Source organism: Butyricimonas sp. BSD2780061689_150309_C8, from assembly GCF_015560935.1.
Lineage (GTDB): Bacteria > Bacteroidota > Bacteroidia > Bacteroidales > Marinifilaceae > Butyricimonas > Butyricimonas paravirosa.
Window position 1 is genome coordinate 1 of record NZ_JADMSV010000037.1, and the last position, 19929, is coordinate 19929.

At 42.3% G+C, this 19929-nt stretch carries 15 protein-coding genes; 10 read left to right on the forward strand and 5 right to left on the reverse strand.

The features are described 5' to 3' along the window. A partial coding sequence (locus tag I2I33_RS18970; RefSeq protein ID WP_195666874.1) for a transposase occupies window positions 1-589 on the forward strand: 589 nt, incomplete at its 5' end. A gap of 243 nt (window positions 590-832) precedes the next feature. Here I2I33_RS18970 and I2I33_RS18975 read toward each other — a convergent pair. From I2I33_RS18975 to I2I33_RS18985, 3 genes are all read right to left on the reverse strand, one after another. Then, window positions 833-3538, reverse strand: a complete 2706-nt coding sequence (locus tag I2I33_RS18975; RefSeq protein ID WP_087422647.1) for a hybrid sensor histidine kinase/response regulator — start codon at window positions 3536-3538, stop codon at window positions 833-835. 15 nt (window positions 3539-3553) lie between these two features. Then, the gene (locus tag I2I33_RS20505; RefSeq protein ID WP_087422648.1) at window positions 3554-4387 is read right to left on the reverse strand and encodes a helix-turn-helix domain-containing protein; all 834 of its coding nucleotides are present in this window, start codon (window positions 4385-4387) and stop codon (window positions 3554-3556) included. Between the two features lie 163 nt (window positions 4388-4550). Further along, window positions 4551-5048 (reverse strand): RNA polymerase sigma factor, encoded by a 498-nt coding sequence (locus I2I33_RS18985; RefSeq protein ID WP_087422649.1) that lies wholly within the window; start codon window positions 5046-5048, stop codon window positions 4551-4553. 351 nt (window positions 5049-5399) lie between these two features. Here I2I33_RS18985 and I2I33_RS18990 point away from each other — a divergent pair, with 351 nt between their 5' ends. The 6 genes from I2I33_RS18990 (at window position 5400) to I2I33_RS19015 (ending at window position 16100) form a co-directional block, all read left to right on the forward strand. Further along, window positions 5400-6626 (forward strand): FecR family protein, encoded by a 1227-nt coding sequence (locus I2I33_RS18990; protein ID WP_087422650.1) that lies wholly within the window; start codon window positions 5400-5402, stop codon window positions 6624-6626. Window positions 6627-6708: 82 nt separating this feature from the next. After that, window positions 6709-10305, forward strand: a complete 3597-nt coding sequence (locus I2I33_RS18995) for a SusC/RagA family TonB-linked outer membrane protein (RefSeq protein WP_087422651.1) — start codon at window positions 6709-6711, stop codon at window positions 10303-10305. A 26-nt stretch (window positions 10306-10331) separates the two neighbouring features. Further along, on the forward strand, window positions 10332-11762 hold the full coding sequence (locus tag I2I33_RS19000) for a RagB/SusD family nutrient uptake outer membrane protein (RefSeq protein ID WP_087422652.1): 1431 nt from the start codon (window positions 10332-10334) through the stop codon (window positions 11760-11762). Window positions 11763-11783: 21 nt separating this feature from the next. Further along, window positions 11784-12686 (forward strand): hypothetical protein, encoded by a 903-nt coding sequence (locus tag I2I33_RS19005; protein WP_087422653.1) that lies wholly within the window; start codon window positions 11784-11786, stop codon window positions 12684-12686. A 166-nt stretch (window positions 12687-12852) separates the two neighbouring features. Beyond that, the gene (locus tag I2I33_RS19010; protein WP_087422654.1) at window positions 12853-13776 is read left to right on the forward strand and encodes an ABC transporter ATP-binding protein; all 924 of its coding nucleotides are present in this window, start codon (window positions 12853-12855) and stop codon (window positions 13774-13776) included. A 26-nt stretch (window positions 13777-13802) separates the two neighbouring features. Next, the gene (locus I2I33_RS19015) at window positions 13803-16100 is read left to right on the forward strand and encodes a Gldg family protein (RefSeq protein WP_087422655.1); all 2298 of its coding nucleotides are present in this window, start codon (window positions 13803-13805) and stop codon (window positions 16098-16100) included. A 340-nt stretch (window positions 16101-16440) separates the two neighbouring features. Here the strand turns inward: I2I33_RS19015 and I2I33_RS19020 are convergent, their stop codons facing one another. After that, window positions 16441-16827 carry a pyridoxamine 5'-phosphate oxidase family protein gene (locus I2I33_RS19020; RefSeq protein ID WP_087422656.1) on the reverse strand — a complete coding sequence of 129 codons (387 nt, stop codon included), beginning with the start codon at window positions 16825-16827 and terminating at the stop codon, window positions 16441-16443. A 143-nt stretch (window positions 16828-16970) separates the two neighbouring features. Beyond that, window positions 16971-17195, reverse strand: a complete 225-nt coding sequence (locus I2I33_RS19025) for a hypothetical protein (protein WP_087422657.1) — start codon at window positions 17193-17195, stop codon at window positions 16971-16973. 139 nt (window positions 17196-17334) lie between these two features. Between I2I33_RS19025 and I2I33_RS19030 the strand changes: the two genes are divergently transcribed. The 3 genes from I2I33_RS19030 to I2I33_RS19040 all read left to right on the forward strand — a co-directional run bounded on the left by I2I33_RS19030 (window position 17335) and on the right by I2I33_RS19040 (window position 19897). Further along, a complete protein-coding gene (locus I2I33_RS19030; RefSeq protein ID WP_087422658.1) occupies window positions 17335-17910 on the forward strand; it encodes a DUF4251 domain-containing protein in 576 nt (191 codons plus the stop codon). Window positions 17911-18132: 222 nt separating this feature from the next. Beyond that, a complete protein-coding gene (locus tag I2I33_RS19035) occupies window positions 18133-18705 on the forward strand; it encodes an RNA polymerase sigma factor (RefSeq protein ID WP_209279557.1) in 573 nt (190 codons plus the stop codon). 55 nt (window positions 18706-18760) lie between these two features. Next, window positions 18761-19897, forward strand: a complete 1137-nt coding sequence (locus I2I33_RS19040) for a FecR family protein (protein WP_087422659.1) — start codon at window positions 18761-18763, stop codon at window positions 19895-19897. Window positions 19898-19929: the final 32 nt, after the last annotated feature.

Below are 19929 nucleotides of genomic sequence, written 5' to 3' on the forward strand. Positions count from 1 at the left end.
GGCCGTGGTGAACTTCCCCACGGAAAGTGCCACGAACTGGAAGGACGTGTTTGAAGACCTCAAGGAAAGAGGCGTGGGCGTGATTGATCTCCTGGTGTGTGATGGACTGCCCGGCATTGAAAACGTGCTGGCAGAAACCTTTCCAAAAGCAGATTTACAATTATGTACCGTGCACCTGAAGAGGAATATCGCTGGGAAAGTCAAGCCCAGGGACAAGAAACAGGTCATGGAAGAACTTAAACAGATCTGTGCTCCCGACCAGTGGGAGATCTCCCCGGAACAGGCATTCCAAAAATTTAAAGAGTTTATTACCAGGTGGCAGAAGAGTTATCCCGTGTTGAAAAGATATTGCCATGACAGGTACAGGTTCTATTTCACCTACTTCAAGTATGAAAGAGAGATCAGGGGGATGATTTACACCACCAACTGGATCGAAAGGCTGAACAGGGATTACAAGAGGGTCATCAACATGAGGGGCGCCATGCCAAACCCCCAAGCCGTTATTCTCCTAATGGGAACGGTAGCCCAAAATGCAGATATTTATAAATATCCTATTTATAATTTTTTAGAATCAAGATTATTTTATTGAACTATTTATAATTTTGCATGCATGAGAAAAGAAGGAAAATACACACTTTTTGAAACACTATCACACAAAACATTTGCCACGAAAATAACCCCGTTATCCTTCAATGGAGAGGCTCTCTAGAAGTGATCAGAGGATTTTTCTTCCGCCCACTCCTACCTCTATATCCCACCTATGCTCGTAAGTATACTCTTTGCAAAAAGCTGTCATAAATTGGCAACCATAATTATCTCATAAACATTTTATTCAAAAGAAGAGTTCGAGCAACTGTTTCTTCTTCACGGGTTTTGTCAAGAATGCGTTACATCCGGCTTCCATGGCACTCACTCGGTCTGAATCGAAAGCATTGGCTGTAAGCGCAATAATCGGAATTTCGGTATCGAATTCCCGAATTTTCCGGGTAGCTTCCAAACCGCCCATAATCGGCATTTTCAAATCCATCAACACGAAGTCGAAATTTCCGTTACGAACCGCATCAACAGCCTCCACACCATTCTCCGCTCGCGTAAGATCATAATCCTTAAGCATATGAAGTAACAATGCATAATTACTATCATTGTCTTCGGCCACCAAGATCTTTTTTCTTCTAGTTTCAAATTCACCGGACTTATCATACGGTGGCAGAGAAGACAAATCCGGAGTACTGCTACCTCCGGACACGGATATCTCACACGGAACCCATCCCCAAAAGGTCGAACCGACACCCGGTTCAGATGTAAACCCGATTTCACCTCCTGCGGCCTCGATGATGGCTTTGGAAATCGCAAGTCCCAAGCCGGTCCCTTGTGTAAATTCGTTGAGCTTCTGGAAACGTCCGAAAACCTGACTATGCAACTTTTTCGGTATGCCGCATCCTGTATCTTCAACATAAAAACGGAATCCCCCGTTTTCAACAGAGAATCCCATCCGGATATACCCGGAACGAGTACATTTCATCGCATTAGTCAAGAAATTCATCCACACCTGCTTAAGGCGATCTCGATCCAGAAAAACCCAGTAATCTTGCAATAATTTGTCTTGCAATAATTTAACATCCATATTCGGTATTTTTTGCAACATCATCCTATAGAGTTCATCACATAACTGCGTGATACTGAATTTTACCCGCTTGCTTTCTAGTATACCCGACTCAATCTTCGATAAGTCTAGAATATCATTAATAAGCCGTAACAACAATTCATTGTTTGACTCAATCATACGCCCACACTCTGCCCTTTCGTCCGGATCATCGCTATCGATTAATAGCTCGGAAAATCCAACAATCGCATTCAGTGGCGTACGTATCTCGTGGCTCATATTGGCTAGAAAAGCAGATTTGAGCCGATCTGAAAGTTCTGCCCTCTCTTTCATCTCTTTCAGTTCCCGAGCCATCTTTTCCCATTTCGTGTTGTTGAAAGCGATACCTGTATAACGGACGATATTTCCCCTTTTGTCCCACTCGGATGGTAGCCCGGTCACTATCAGAGACTGCCATTCCTGATCCCATTTCGTCCGAGAACGATATTCTAAGGTAAACTCCCTGGCTTCGCCTCGCAACATTGTTTCGATATTCTCACGTATCCGTTCCGTATCATCGGGATGTGCCGCATTCAAATAATCCTCCGGAGAAATGTTTTTTTCGGAACGAAAATCATTAACAGAATCATTAAATGCTCTATATTGTCCTGTCTTCACGTCAAAATCCCAATAGGACATCCCTACCGTTTTAAACGTCAGCTCCATCTTGTAATTCCGTTCTTTAAGTTCTTCATTCAACTGATGAAGTTTAGAGATGTTCTGTCTGAAACCCGTGAAACGGGAGATTTTACCGCATTCCTCTTCTTCAAAAGGCACTCCAGTGATATTACAATATTGCCATATTTCATCGTATTTTGTCTGCATACGACAGGTAAAATTAATATTACTTCTCTCACCCGAAAGCATCGTTTGCAGTGCATCATTGACCAAAGACCGATCCTCCGGATGTATAACTTCCAAGTACTCATTTATGGACACCGGTCGACCGGCAACATAGTCGTTGACGGGATCGTTATAGGATTCGAATTTTCGTGCCTTCACATCGAAATCCCAATGAACAATATCATTGACTTTCATGGCTAGTTCGCGTTTAGCTTGCAGATCCTGTGCCCGTTTCGCCATCCTGAATTTTTCAGTTATATCCAATTGAGTCCCAACAATCTGTAGTTTACCCCGGTGTTCCGTGGAAAGCCGCATCCGGCTTTCGTAATGACGAAGGTCTTCCCCATCAGACATACGAACTGTAATTTGCCCCTGTTGAATTTCCCGGTTAACCAACCGGGAAAAGAGTTTCATCAACGGTATCCTGTCATTAGGATGCAACATTTCCTGTAATTCATTTAAGGTCATCCCCTCCCGAACAATAGGTTCCCCAAACAAAGGGGAGAACACTTGCTTATGGATATCGTACACCCATGAAGACATACTTGCAGCCTCCATCGCCATCTCAAGGTTTTTCTTGGCCTCTTCAGTACGGTATTCTGCCTCTTTGGTAGAAGTCACGTCATTAGTCAACAACATATGTCCCGCAATTACTCCTTCTTTATTGCAAATGGGAACTATTTTCACTTCATAAATGATCGATTTTTTATTCCGAGTCTGAAAGTATTCTCGGTTCATTCGGTCAAAATCGTATTCAAATTCCAGTACAATCTCTTCTCCAGTTTTTATTTTCATTTCCAGTTGTTCATCGACATACGGACTGTCAAAAAGATTCACCGTACCTATTACTGTGCCCGGCTCGACACCATAAATTTGCTCGGCTCGTTTATTCAATCCACGCAAAATTCCCTGGGAATCATAAATTTCGGCACCCATTGGAAGACGTGCAAACACCCCTTCCGAAAAGAAAATCTGTTCGCTTAGCAATGCAGACATATCCTTCTCAAATGATATTTTACCTGCATCACAGGTATTCTCTTTCGTTTCCTTCATGATAACATTTTGTTTTTATCGTATAACGTGAACCGTTCGCCGGTATTCCGAGGGAGACATACCCGTCTGCCTCCGGAAAAAGCGACTTAAAGAAGATTGTGTGGCAAATCCGATTTGCCGGACGATATCTTTTATATCCAAGTCAGCATTCCGCAACAAGGATTTAATTTCGACAACCACGTAATCTGCAATCATCTCACGTGCCCTCTGACCATTCACTTCTTGAATGACCTGTGTCAAATATATAGAAGAGATACACAATTGATCCGCATAAAAAGCTACATCCCGGTGTGTGCCACAATATTCCGAGACGAGCATGGCGAATTTGAAAGCAATTCTCTCTTTATGGGAATTGAGAAGGGGATAGTTTTCCGAAGAAGTTCTTTTTTGGAAGGCCACGTAATGATCCCAATAATAAATCCGTAATAAATGAAGAATGGTCTCGTTCCGGAAAACAGGATCGTCATTGTTTCCACGAAAATCGAGCGCCCGACAATACCCTAGAAACCTTTTGATGTCATTGTCACCGAGACGGGTATAAAAATTCTTCCGCATATAAAAGAAAAAAGCAGGAGTCAATTTTCCAAGACCACTCATAATATCCAAGAACATCACTTTGTCTACCTTAAAAAAGGTCATGGAAAAATCATCACTGATTTCACCAATAGAAACCAATTGTTGTGGTAAAATGGTGATTAACTCGCCTTCAGAAATCCGATAGCGAACTGAAAAAAGTTGTATAACGGCACTGCCTCCCGTACAAATTCCGTTAAAACCTTCTTTAAGGTAGGCCTCATGTTCATTTGCGGGAAGTAATGAAATATCCGTATGTATCTGAAAATTCTCCACTTATTTGCTATTTAGAGCCTTTATCCGATACAAAAGTACATTATTCCTATTTCATTCCGGATTTTCCCATAAAAAATGAACGCAATCCATAAGTTTGAGTATCAAAAACGACAATTCCCCCCCAAAGATTCGTGCTTTGCAATTCCTTCAACAAAATCGCTCGTCAAAATTTGTGGTTATTAAAATATTCCCGTAATTTTCGGATGGCTCCGTATTTCAATGTCTTGACCGTATTGATTGAAACATCAATTAATAGTGCTATCTCTTTATTATCATACCCGGAGAGAACGAGACGCATGATGAGGGCTGCCTGAGGGGGAAGTTGATTAATACCATTGACCAGTATTTGGTTGGATTCCTCTTCAATTAAAATGTTTAGTATTTCAGGATCCTCGCTTTCATCTTGGGGAAGTTTAGCATAGCGTTCTTTCTCGTGTTTCACTTGACGAAGATGACTTATTGCCTCATTTCTGATCATGATGAAAAGGAAATCATCGATAGAATCAAGATTCATGTATTTCTCCCGTTTTTCCCAAAACTTGAAAAGTACATTTTGTGTGATGTCCTGGGCGGTGTCATTATCAACAAAACGCATTGCCACCGCACATAAAGATGCGTAATGATTTCGAATAAATTTCTCTAAAGCTGAATAATCTTCCATGCACTATCAAGTGAGTTCCACTTACAAATATAGTATTAATTTCCTTAAAAAAAATTTACTAGTAACAAATATCCAGTCCCCGAACAAACATGGAACTCTCTCTCTTCCAGAATATATTATTCAATATGGCTCCGTATCTATTCAACTTTCTGGCCGTGGAGGACTAATGTAAGACGTAAATACAATCACCATCATCAAACGTACCGATCTCTTTGTTAACATCACAAAATAATCACCTATCAATCAATTATTTGAACCTACTACTATTCTTTTTTGAAAATAAAAATGGAATTCTATTCATCCCGTTTTCATGTCACGACGTCATTTATATAAACGAACAAAAAAATTATCATGGATTATTCAAAAGCAAGACAGTTGGCTGAGATTATCGTCAAGATTAGATTGAGGAATGTAACGTTTCAAGAACGAGCCACTCTAGCTGATTGGTTGGAAGAAAGCGAGAATAATCGTCAATTATACAAGCGAATCGTACGCGGGCAGAGTATTGCTAAAAGACTGAAAGAAGAGGATCAAATCAATGAATCGGTTAATTTTGTACTTGTACGAGATGGTATCATCCGGCGTTTGGTGAGAAAACAACAAACAAGAAGATTCTTGAGGTTGGTGAGCGGGAGTATATCCGCCGCATGTCTGGTGGGAGCCGTGTTGTTTGTACTGAATAATAAACCGGACAAAGAAATCCGAAGAACCTCGGGAGAAGAAAATATAATCGTTGCTGCAAAGCCGGAAACAAATACCCGGGCAATGTTAATACTGGCAGACGGGGCTCAGATTGATTTGGTTCATGATCTCCCGGAAGTGGTGGAACAGAAGAGAGCGATTATCCGGGGAGAAAATGGTAAACTTTTGTATGAAGTAAAACGGGATTCTCTCTTAAACGATGAAACCGTGGAGGAAACTTTCAACCGAGTGGTTACTTACGTCGGTGGTGATTATTTTCTGACATTAAGTGACGGTACACGGGTATGGTTAAATGCAGACTCGGAACTGGAATTTCCGGTTAGTTTCGTGGGAAACGAACGGGTCGTGAAATTACAGGGAGAAGCTTATTTCGAGGTGCAACGAGATGTTAACAAGCCTTTTATTGTCGACGCAAATGGTTTGAGGACACGAGTATTAGGAACTTCCTTTAACGTGAAAGCTTACCGAGACGAGCAAAATGTTTTCACAACTTTGGTTAAGGGAAGTGTCGCGGTGGAAGTGCTGGATAATGGAAATGTACCCACTTCGAGAGTTGTGCTTGAACCGGGAATGCAAGCCATGTGGCATGAGGGAAGTAAGGCCATTTCAGTACAGCCGGTAAATGTCGCTAATATTGCCGCCTGGAAAGACGGTAAATTCATTTTCACAGAAGAGGATATAGAGGTGGTTTTAAGGACTTTGTCCCGCTGGTACGGGGTGAATTTTATTTGCAAAGACACGCAAATGGAAAAATATACGTTTAACGGTTTGATCAATAAAGACGAGAAGTTGGAGACCGTGTTGGAGAATTTGACATTGGCAGGAGGACCGATATTTAACGTCGTGGGTAAGAACGTGTATATAACGAAAAAATAAAACCGAAGCTGTTTGGGGCAGCTTCGGGAAAGCAACTTGCTAAAAAGCAAGTGAATCGTTTAATTAAATTATTTACAAATCTATGAAAAAAATGCGAAACCGGAAACGTTTTGTAGGCTTTTCCTATTGTTTTAAGCGACTATCCTTTACCGTTTGTATCGTAGGGATGTTGTCTTTCATGAATATGGAAGTTTACGGACAGGAAAAGACGAAACGAATCTCTCTTAAAGTAACAGATGTGTCTGTTTTGCAGGCACTACATGAAGTGAATCGTTTGTGTGATAACTTAGTCATGTTCCGCTCCGAAGAGATTATGAAGGAGAGGACCCGAATCACTCTGGACATGAAAAACAAACCTGTGCTAGAGATCGTGAAAGAATGTTTGAAAGGAACGTCCCTAGGATGCGTGGAAAGAAACGGTAAGATTATTATCACGGTTGAGGGGGTAAAAACGTTGAAAATTACAGGACTCGTGACAGATGGTAAAATGCCACTTCCTGGAGTCACGGTACTGGTGAAGGGAGTACCCCTAGGAACCGTAACTACCACGAATGGAAAATATGTTTTGAGTCTACCAGCAATGGAAAAACTGACCTTGGTATTCTCCTTCGTGGGTATGGAAACCCAAGAGATCATGTACACGGGGAAAGACACGATAAACGTGGTCTTGCGGGAGGACGTGAAACAGATGAATGAAGTCGTGGTGACAGGTTACGGTAATATTTCCAAGGGGAATTACACGGGAGCAACCACCACGGTACGAGCCGAAGATATTCTGATGTCAGGGGCAACTTCCGTGGATCAAATGTTACAAGGCGTGGTGTCAGGAATGTTGGTGCGCAATACCACAGGACTAGTGGGAGCCACTCCAAAAGTACGGGTACGCGGAACTTCCACCTTGTTGGGTAGTCAAGAACCCGTGTGGGTGGTAGATGGCGTAATCCAACGGGACCCACAGCCATTCAACTCGGAAGATAACACAAAATTCTCCGTGGATGCTGATGACATCAAACAACTGGCGGGAAACGCAATCTCCTGGTTGAATCCGAATGATATTGAGAGTATTACGGTATTAAAAGATGCCTCGGCCACAGCTATCTATGGATCAAAAGCGGCAAACGGCGTGATCGTAATCACGACAAAGAAAGCGACTGCCGGAAAGTTACATGTAAACTATTCCGGTGATTTTTCTATCGGTCAACGCCCCCACTATGGTCTGTACGATTTGATGAATTCAGCAGAGCGAATGGATCTTTCACGGGATATTTACATGGAGCGTAGATGTTTTGGCGCAACAGACATCGTGTTACCGATCGGTTTTGAAGGACTGCTCAAGCGTTACTTGGACAAGAAAATCACGAAAGACGAGATGGAGGTGGAGTATCAGAAAATGTCTCGCCAGAACACAGACTGGTTCAAAATTCTATTCCGCAATTCATTCAATCACAACCATTCGTTGAGTATTAATGGAGGCTCGGAAAAAATTCAGAATCGAACCTCTTTCGGCTACAGTCGCCAATTGGGAGACGCAAAAGGAAATAATTTATCACAATTTACCGTAGCATCGAACACCACAGTCCGACTTTGGGAACAATTAACCGTGAACATGACGGTAAACGGCAGTATGCGTAAAGTGGACGGTTTTGCCTACGGGGTAGATCCTTTCTCGTATGCTTACAATACCTCCCGAGTGATCCCTTGTTATAACGAAGACGGCACCCTTTTATATCATGAAAAATCCGGCCGTAATAGCGATGCCGTACAAGGTAAGACAACATACAATTATAATATTCTCAACGAGCAAGCACACACGGGAAGTGAGAATAATACACGTACGTGGGGAGCCACTTTCGATTTACGGTGGCAGTTATTCGGGGATCTGGAATACCAAGGAATGTTTTCCTACTCTTCCTCTTCTTCCGACTCGAAAAAGTATGCCACGGAACGTTCCTACTATATTTCAGAGATTCGGGGATACGAGTATGGTTCCGTGGCCCCCAACAGTGTAGAGACGATTTCTACCCCCTTACCAATGGGAGGTTTGCTAGAGACGGATTTGACAAACGTGTCGACCATCACAACCCGGAACGCACTGGTGTACAACAAGACGTTTAATCTTAAACACCGGATCACGTTGCAGGCAGGAATCGAGACCAACTCTTCCAAAACCAAAGGAGAATCCAACACACGCTGGGGATATATGCCCGACCGGGGAGAAACGTTTGCCATCCCGCCGACCGAGTATTATCAATATGGAGGCAGTCAATATTACAGGGATAATATTGATAAAGTTTCAGGAACTCATACCGTGGTAAATCGCATAGAAAACACGCTAAGCGAGTACGCAATGGCTGTTTACACTTATGATGATCGCTACGTGTTGAACCTAAGCGGACGTTTCGATGCATCCAATCGTTTCGGTCAAGATAAGAATAAACGTTTCCAACCAACCTGGTCGGCCGGGTTGAAATGGAGGGTTGTCAACGAACACTTTATCGGCAAACACTGGTGGTTGAACAACTTGGACCTTTATGGTTCCTACGGGTATCAAGGAAATACGGTAAATACGGTATCTCCGGAATTGATCGCTACTGACGTGTACGAATATTTATATAATTCTTACGGGTTGGAAATTGTTTCCTTGCCTTACCCGGATCTCGGCTGGGAAAAGACCAAGACTTGGAACGTGGGTATTGATGCCGCCTTCCTTGATGGTAGAGTAAATTTCAATTTCAACTGGTTTAAAAAGACCAGCGATGTACTCTCATCCAAAGGGGTTGCTTTGGAAAACGGAGTAGCCAACGGGATTATTTCCGGTTCCACGATGGAGAATTCCGGGTATGATTTCGTGATCAACGTGATACCAGTGAGGACAAAAAATTTCACGTGGCAACTGTCTTTGAATACATCACGAACCAAGAACAAAGTAACAAAAAACAGTCGGACAAATCTGCTGGACGATTACCTAGACGGTAATTGTATCGTTGACGGCGAGGCCTTCTCCACGTTCTATTCTTACGTGTTCGACCAACTGGAGCAAGAGTACGGCCGTCCCCGATTCAAATACATGGATTTAGAATCCGTGGAAGACATCAAGGATTTCATGGTAAACTCGGGTAAATTCACCCCGGATTTCTCGGGTGGATTGAACACCATGTTCAAGTATAAAAATATCACGCTCTATGCCCTGTTCGCAGTGCAATGGGGAGGACACAATCGTTTACCGAATCTCTACGAGGCTACAACAAGTAAAGACGGTTTGCCTCTTCCACATCAGAACGCATCCAAGAAATTGTTGAAGCGATGGAAAAAAGTAGGGGACAAAACGAATATTCCCTCACTTCCCAGTATAGGTAGTCGAACCGATATTATCTCTTTCCCGGAAAATACGGTTTTAGCAGCGAATTACAGATCAGGTGAAAATTCCTACGTGATGTATAATCAATCTGATGCACGGGTTGCTAACACAGACTTTATCCGCTGCCGTTCTCTATCGTTAGCCTACAATTTTGGCGAGAAGGCGTTGAGTTCGATAGGATTAAGTCATTTACAATTGAAGTTAAGCATGACGAATCCCTTCATGTGGGTATCCGATAAAAAATGGGACGGGCTGGACCCGGAAACGGGCAACTGGCCGACCCGCCGGGTGACTTCGTTCTTCGTGCAAGTGATGTTCTAATAATTAACGAATAAAGAGATAAAGAGATGAGAAAGTATAAAAATATATATATCGTGCTGAACTTGATCTTCTCGCTGATGCTGGGGGCTTGTTCGGATTTTCTGGAAGAGTCCTCGCAGGACGAGACCATCCCAACCACCACGACAGATTACAGCGAACTGCTAATGATGTATATGTATAAAACATCCAAGTACAATTACAACGTGCTTTACTATCTGGATGATGATTTAAAGGTTAACGAGAGTAAATTACCGACAGGAGATTATATTTGGGGGCCGGCAGCCCTAATCCGCACCTTTACCTGGCAGCCGGATATGTGGGAACTGGAGAATGGAGCCTCCCCGGATGACGGCTACGAGTATACCTACACACAAATCATGGGGATCAATGCTGTTTTGGACGGCGTGGGGGATGCAGTCGGAACACAACGGGATCGAGATCTGATTCGGGCAGAAGCATTGGGCTTACGTGCTTTCGGTTATTTCCGGATCGTGAATATGTTCGGGGAACCTTATAATTATAACAAAAAAGCCTTAGGTGTACCTTTAAAATTGACAGCCGCCCTAGTAGAAAATGGGATCGCCCGGAGTACAGTGGAAGAGGTATATAACCAGATTGTAGCCGACCTGGAAGAAGCGTCCAAATTGTTTGCAAAACACCCGAAGACAAGAGGCAACTACCGGCTGAACGGGACAACAGTCGACATTCTACTGGCCCGGGCTTACCTCTACATGGAGGAATACGACAAAGCTATCACGGCAGCCACACAAGCCATTGAATCTGCCGAGGGACTAAGCGACTACACGAAGATGAGCCACGGGGAAAAAGAATTCAGCTTGGCTAGATACGATCTCTCCGAGGTGGAGTGGCTGTACGGGAGGACTTACATTGATCCGTCCTTGTGTCCGACGGGGGAACTACTGACCGGATTTACGGCAGGCGATAAACGTCGAGACTTTTGGTTCCCGATTGATGCAACCTGGGTACACAAACAACTCTGTCCGGGAGAACTCGGCAATAATAGCGGTGCAAATACCCCGGGAAATGCCATCCGAATTTCGGAAGCATACCTAACGAGGGCAGAGGCCAGAGTGCTATCGACCACAAACAAGGATGAGAGTGGGGCTTTGGCTGACTTGAACGAGTTACGTCGCCATCGTATCGTGGGTTACACGGACGAAACAAGCACGACGGGTTTATTGGAGAAAATCCGTCAGGAACGCCGCTTGGAATTGTGCTATGAGTTTCACCGCTGGTTCGACCTGCGCCGCTACGGGATGCCATCCATCAGCCGGGAGTTTAAACAACGACAACAAGACCAATACAGGATCTATACCTTGAAGGAGAAGGATCCAATGTACACTTTGCCTTTCCCGTTGGATATTGTCAACAAAAACATTCAGTTGGTACAAAATGCTTCCGCTAAGGCTCCGGAAAGAGAAGGCGTACTTAAATAACCGTTTAATCATGTAATAGAGATGAAAAAAATAAATTTATATTTGATTACCTTATGTCTGTTCGGATGCGTGGCTTGCACGGACGAGGATAAGGTGGGCGACGTGGGAACGTTACCACAGGATTACGTGTTACCGCAAGGGGAATCCCCGGCAGATGACCGGATCGTGGAGTATTACAACTCATATAAGAGTTATATCCTGTATGAATACACTCAACCAGATTTTATATACGGCCTATCACAAACCAACAACAGCTACATTTATGAAAAAGTTGATCCTTTATGCATGGATGTTGTATTGGATTTTTTGGAAGATATTTGGTTCGACCTCTATCTTACGGAGTTTCACGCAAAGTATATGCCTTATAAAATCATGGTGGCTAAATCCATGGAAACGACTTATGGCACACGGGCGTACGCAACCATGGGAAACGATGGCCAATCATTTTACGTGAATGATTGCTCGGAGGAATTGAAAAATTTGTCCGCAGAAGAGAAACGAGCCAAAAAGAACGAGTTGCAATTGTGCTTGTGGAATTACTGGCGCACCAAGGGAACTTTAGAGTTCCCGGAGGAATTTTACAAGGTGAGCGACTACACGCGGGCCGCCAAAGATTATGATCCCGAGAATCCGGATGATCCGGATTTTGCCTTGGCACGAGGTTTTATGCCAATGTGGTTCGCTTATCAAAATAAATACATCTTTGATTGGTGTTTGTATGTAAATTATCAAACCAAACTGGTAGATTCAGAGCAAGACTTGCAACATTTTATGTATGCCATGATCACCCGTACCGCAAGTGAATGGGGTGATTATCTCACGAAATACCCTTTACTAAAGCGTAAATATGACATATTACACAGCTGGTTTTTAACCAAATACAAAGTGGATTTAAAGAAAATAGGAGAAATCATGTACAATTAAAAAAATGGGGGTTCTACTCTCGGAATCCCCTTCCAACCAAGATTTGACAAGTGGTGGCTTAACAACACAAAAGAGCCACCTCAAGGGGGGTATTATGCCCAAGAAAAAGAGTTTGAATTGGAAGTATTATTAAATAAATCATTGTAACAAGTTAATTTAAGAATTTATGGAAGAGTCGATCTTAAAAGTAGAGAGACTGTCCCATCGCTATAGCGTTCAATGGGCGGTGCGGGACATCAGTTTAGAAATTAGTAAAAACGGCATTTACGGCCTATTAGGTTCCAACGGGGCCGGCAAGTCAACGATGATGAATATCATCTGCGGTGTTCTCAAGCAAACAGAAGGAAGCGTCCATATCAAAGGGATCAATATGCGGGAGAACCCAGTAGCAGCCAAACGCCATATCGGCTTTCTGCCACAGCAACCACCACTGCAAATGGACTTGACAGTGGAAGAGTATTTGGAGTATTGTTCCTTCATGCGGGACGTTCCCTCTAAAGAGGTAAACAAGGCTATTGATAAAGCTCTCGATCGCTGCGGTATCTCTCATTTTCGTAAACGAGTGATTCACAACCTTTCCGGTGGATACCAACAACGAGTGGGTATAGCCCAAGCCATCATTCATGAACCCGCCATAGTCGTGCTGGACGAGCCGACGAATGGTCTGGATCCCAACCAAATCGTAGAGGTACGCCACTTAATCAAGGATATTGCCCAAGATCGTACAGTAATCCTTTCCACCCATATTTTACCGGAAGTGCAGGCCACATGTGAATACATTCGTATGATCGAGCAGGGAACACTGGTATTCTCCGGTAGCGTGGACGAGTTTGATAATTATATCGTCCCTAGTACCGTGGAAGTATCACTGATCGCCCGCCCACCAGTGGAAGATTTACGATCCGGAATCCCGGGTGTACTTCAAGTGGAAGAATTAGGAGGAACAAGGTACCGCCTTCACTTTGCCGATGCACAGGAGGCATTGGAAAGGGTAGCCGAGGTGAGCGCAACCCGTGGCTGGCGGTTAAATGAATTGAACATGGAGAAAAGTTCGCTGGATGCCATATTTGCAGAGTTATCAAAAAAATAACGTAATCCATAAAGAAAAAGATAGAAATGAAAAAGATTTTCAAGATAGCAAAAATGGAGCTGCAAACGCTCTTTTATTCACCAATAGCATGGTTGATTCTTGTGATTTTTGCCTTCCAGACGGTAACAAATTTCATGGGGAATATAGAATCGTATGTACAATCCCAAGAACTGGGTTACCCGGTATCATCGATCACGACCAGATTGTTTGCCAGTCCTTGGGGTGGATTATTCACGACCGTACAAGGTTACCTCTACCTTTACATCCCGCTTTTAACCATGGGGTTGATGAGCCGGGAATTAAGTAGTGGTTCAATCAAGTTGTTATACTCATCACCTGTGACAAATTGGCAAATTATCCTTGGGAAATATCTCTCGATGATGATCTACGGGTTGGCACTAATTTTTGTATTACTGGTCATCGCATTGTTCGGCTCTTTCGCAATTAAAGATTTCGATTTTCCAATGGTTTTGTCCGGTTTGTTGGGTCTCTACTTTTTGATTTGCGCTTATGCCGCAGTAGGTCTATTTATGTCGAGTTTGACGTCATACCAAGTGGTAGCAGCTATCATGACTCTGGTTGTACTCGGTTTATTGAGTTACGTGAAAAATTTGTGGCAGGAATTCGAGTTAGTACGAGAAATCACCTACTGGCTTTCCATCTCGGGACGTTCCGGGGAATTTATTCGCGGTTTGATTTGCAGCGAAGATGTGATTTATTTCATCACGGTATCAGCCTTGTTCTTAGTTTTAACGGTAATCCGCTTACAAGCAAACCGCCAGAAAGCGCCTTGGACAATGACGATCGGAAAGTACGCAAGTGTATTGTTGATCGCCAGCGTAATCGGATATTTCTCTTCCCGCCCGGCATTGATGACCTATTATGATGCCACGGCAACGAAATCAAACACGCTGACGGAGAATAGTCAAGACGTGGTGGCGAAGATGAAAGGCGGTTTAACAATCACGACATACGTGAATGCTCTGGATTTAAACGACTTGTGGACGGCCATGCCTGCACAGGTAAAGCAGGATCAAGAACGGTTCCGCCAATACGTTCGCTTTAAACCGGAAATCAAGATGAAATACGTGTACTATTACGACACGGTCATTGACCCTCGACAAGATGAGCGATGGCCGGATAAAAACACGCAAGAACGGTTCCAAGAGATCGTGAAAGGTTATCATTTGGACTCCACAATGTTCCTCGCACCGACAACCATCCGCAAGCAGATTGATTTGTGGCCGGAAGGCAACAGGTTCGTGCGTTTACTGGAACGGGAAAGTGGGGAAAAGACATTCCTGCGTGTATATAACGATATGTATCATCATCCATTCGAAACAGAGATCACGGCCGCTTTCAAACGTTTAGTGATGGAATTACCGAAAGTCGGATTCTTGACAGGCCACGGCGAACGGGACGTGAAAAAAATCGGCGACCGAGATTACAATACTTTCACTTGGGACAAACCCTTCCGTAACTCCTTGTTGAATCAAGGCTTCGATGTAGAGGAAGTAAACCTGAACAGTCCGATCCCGAAAGACATTAATATCTTGGTGATCGCCGAGATGAGAAGCGAACTACTCCCTACTCAAAAAACGAATCTAGATCAATATATCGCTCGTGGTGGTAATTTAATGATTTTAAGCGAACCCAAACGCAAGGAATATATGGACCCACTATTGGCCGAGTTTGGCGTAAAATTGGTACCCGGGCAATTGGTGAGCATCTCGGAAGATCACGCACCCGACCTAGTGGTAGTAAAACCGACGAAAGAGGGGCAAGAATTGATTTACCACTTTGATCAGATAGCTAAATTAGAGTACGTGGTGGTAAATCCCGGAGTGTCCGGTTTGGAATTTAACCCAGAGAAAGGATACAAGGCAATACCGCTATTCGAGACCGACTCGCTGGTGTGGAACGAAATGCAAACCACCGATTTCGTAGACGACACGGCCCGCTTGAATCCGGACCTAGGGGAAGTGCAACAACGTTATAACACGACCTTGGCTCTAACTCGCAAGGTGAACGGAAGGACACAAAAAGTAATGGTATTTGGAGATGCAGATTGTATCAGTAACGGTGAATTGAGTTCCGGTCACAAGGGAATCCGGGCCAGCAACTTCACATTAATCCCGGGTAGTTTCTTCTGGTTGTCCGACGAAGAAGTACCTATTGACGTGCGCCGTCCAACCCCTCCTGATGACTTGGTTTATCTCAGCGAAAAAGAGGCCTCCACGTGGACAATTATTCTGCGATGGATAATCCCGGCGTTAATGATTATTTTGGCTCTCGTGATCTGGTTGCGTCGACGAGGGAGATAACGGAAATAAAGTAAAGCTTTAGATCAAATGGCGTGTGAAGCGAAATTCAATTTTAGCGACACACGCCAAATTTGAAATGCTTGTAAACTTCCCAAGAAGGAGGTCTGCTAAAATATTACAAAGTAAGTAGATCCATTGAAATAATATTCAAATAAGTATTCTTCTCCGACATACTTGAGGTGAACCCACGCTTCATCCTCGCTCGTGAGCGAAGATGTACCGAACTTGTACCGAGAGTGAAGCGAGAGTGTCTCCTATTTTCATCGACATTACAACAGATGTTGACCGCATGATGTTACAATTTCCTGCCATGCAATAAAAACTATTCATAATTTCACGTTTATAGCATCTGTGTCGCTTTATCTACGGTAACTTCAAATACCCTAGTAAGAAAGGGAAATTTCTTTTTCATATATTCATATTCATCACCAGAACTGATATATCGAGCCGTTCCCGTGACAATAAAACCTGTTCCCTGATAATCCTTATAGCCTAAAACTTCTCTACTACCTAATGCCAGTTTTATTTTGTTATTCACATTAACATTCTTTTCAGTCTTCCTAAAACCGTAGGCTGGGATGAGAAGGCGTTCGTCGTCTGTAACCACGATATAAGAATTCCATGTATTAACAATATGAGGTTCAACACCCCATGACATAACAGTTACAACACCTTCATGTTTTAATACATCGAAGAATTTTTCGGGTAATCTTTTGTTTTCGTTCATATTTTTTTCAACTTGATTATTTTGTCTGGATATATTTACTTATTCTAATATGTACGTATCAAAAGGCTTTTTGTTACTTTGCCCATGTAAAATTTAACTTCGTCGTTCAAGATGGGATTCCTCCTATTCTCCCCAAGTCGACATCAATCCGGTATCTTCACTTTCTTTGGTTCTTCATGCTGAAACCGCTCAAATTCCCGCAATACTAATACCATATCATTAACGAATTCATCACTACATCCCTTTTCAATCGCAGTCTGCAAGTACGTCTTTAATGTCGCTATCGCACACACGTCTTTTCCCGTCAAAACAAATGCCGGAACATCCTCCGTTAAGCATTTATGCAGAACTTGATGTTGATCTTTCATTTTATTTCAATTTATTATTTACTATATGCGAAGATACGACATCTTTAAGTTGTTATCGCCATCCGACACCACAAAAACAGTATTTTATAAAACATCATTATTCTTTTCCCCGTAGAAAAGCAATAAAACATAAAGTATTATGAAACACATCACTACACTCATCGCATTAGCCCTAGTGCTAGGCTCACTAGCGCCTCTTACCGCTCAAAACAAAATGACGGCAAAGGAAAAACGTACGCAAACCAGACAAGAGCGTAAAATCGCTCAACAAAAAGTAAAAGAAGAATTGTACCAAGACGCTGTTCGTGCTTTAGAAAACAACACGTTCGTACTAGAGGCCAATCGACTGATCTTCAAGCGAGGTAGATCGGCAAATGTCAGTTCAATCAAAAATTTCATTTCCATGGCAAACAAAAAAGCCACGGTGCAAGTAAGTTTTGACACCCCTCGCCCACTTCAAAACGGGTTGGGTGGTTTTACCGTAGAAGGCAATGTTTCAGACATCCGGATGAAAAAGGATAAAAAAGGAAGTATCATTTATAGCTTTCTCGTCCAAGGAGTCAGCATTTCCGCACAAGTCAGCCTTACTCTTCACCGGGGTTCAAATAATGTATCGGCAAACATCTCACCTTCATTCCACTCCAATACACTCACCATGACCGGAGAATTAGTGACACAAGAAAAAGCTCGTGTCTTTGAAGGATTTAAACGTTAAATCTACATCTGATTACTTTTAAAAGACAATGTTTTTCGAAAATAACAAAGACCCTTTTCCGATTCTAAGTAAAGAACCAAGAAAAGGGTTTCTTTTATAAAGACAAAATAAATAATGAAAATCTCACTTACTGTTTTTTTGTGTAAAGTACTAAAAAAAGAAATTTATTAATATACATTTGCAGAAGGAATTCCGGTCGAAACGAGAAAAAAGCTTTAACTCATGGAGAAAAGTGAAAAAGAAATAATAGAACGCTTGAATGCAAAAGATAAACAAGCATTCGAATACGTCTTTATCCAATTTTACAACTCATTGTGTTATTTTGCAGACAAATATGTCTGCGATAAAGAAGCAGCTCAAGATATTGTTCAGGAAGTCTTTACCTGGTTTTATGAAAAAAGGAACTCTTTTGACAGTTTACTAGCTGTTAAATCCTATCTTTACGGAAGCGTGTATAACAAAGCAATAAATTTTTTGAAGACCAACCGGAACCAAGCTGCAATTCGGGAAAAGATGAAAAACTTTCTTTCCGAGGAAGATAACAGTTATGAAGAATTTCAGATTGAAACAGAGGTATTCGAGGAAATATTTCAAGCTATTGAAGAACTTCCAACCGAATGTAAGCGCATCTTCAAAATGAGTTACATTGAAGGGAAAAGTACGAAATCAATTATGGAAACTCTAGAGATCGCTGAATCCACGATAAAGACACAACGCCAAAGAGCAAAGAAAATACTGAAAGACAGGCTAAAACACCTTTACCCTCTGGCTGTCGCAATTTTTTCTATAAATTAATTCATTTTTTTGTCATCCTTTTTCCTTTTCATTTGCTTTATAAGAAAAAGAAAAAATGAAATTAGCCGAAAGAAAAAAGATAGCGCACCTGATGTTTCTCTCTCTCTTTGACTTGATAGACGAAGAGAAGCGGTCGGAATTAAATAAATGGTTGAAAAAAAGAAAAGAAAATCAAACACTTTTTCAACACCTAGAAGATCCTGCTTATCAATCACAACATTTTTCAAGATACACACAATTCAACGCTATTGAAGGATGGGAAAAAGTAGAACCTCGGTTAAAATCAAAATCCAATAACCGATTCTATCGTTTATTACCTTATGCTGCAATCTTAATTCTATGCATCGGAATTATTACCTTTTTACGCACAAATTCCCCTCAAACGAACATTCCCGTATCCCTGCATAAAAACATATCGAACCCTACAGTCCGCTTGGTAATGGAAGACGGAAATACGCTGGAATTAAACACGACAGATTCCTCTCAAAGACTTGAACACGAGGATTTCAAGAGCGATGGAAAACAACTTGTTTACAAACATACAGAATCCTCCGGCTCTCCACGTTTCCATTTACTACAAGTGCCCAGAGGTGGAGAATATGCTCTGGTATTGGCAGACGGAACACGAGTATGGTTAAATGCGGAAACTGAATTAAGTTATCCCAGTTATTTTTCAGGAAAAGACCGAAGAGTCAAGCTAAAAGGAGAGGCTTATTTTGAAGTCACCGCAGACACTTCCATGCCTTTCATTGTTGAAACAAAACATTTACAAATCAACGTTTTAGGGACCTCATTCAACATTTCAGCTTATCCCGACGAATCGCACCATGCAACACTCGCCAAAGGAAAGATCAAAGCAATATATGAAGAGAAACAAGTGATATTATCCCCCGGAGAACAAGCCTTATTAACAGATTCAGGCATGATCGTACATGCGGTCGATATCGCCACTTATACAAGTTGGAAAGAAAGAAGGTTCGTATTCAAGAATAAACCCTTACAAGAAGTTGCCCGGGATTTGGAACGCTGGTATAATGTTCGCCTCACTATTCGTCAGGATGCTCAACCAATACGTTTAACAGCAAATTTACCCAAATACGAAAATATAGAGAAAATATTACATATCATCGAAAATATTGCCCGTGTAAAATGTGAAACAAATGATCAAGAAATTATTATAAAACCAGAATGAAAAACAGGAAAGTATTAGCACTACTTCCCTGT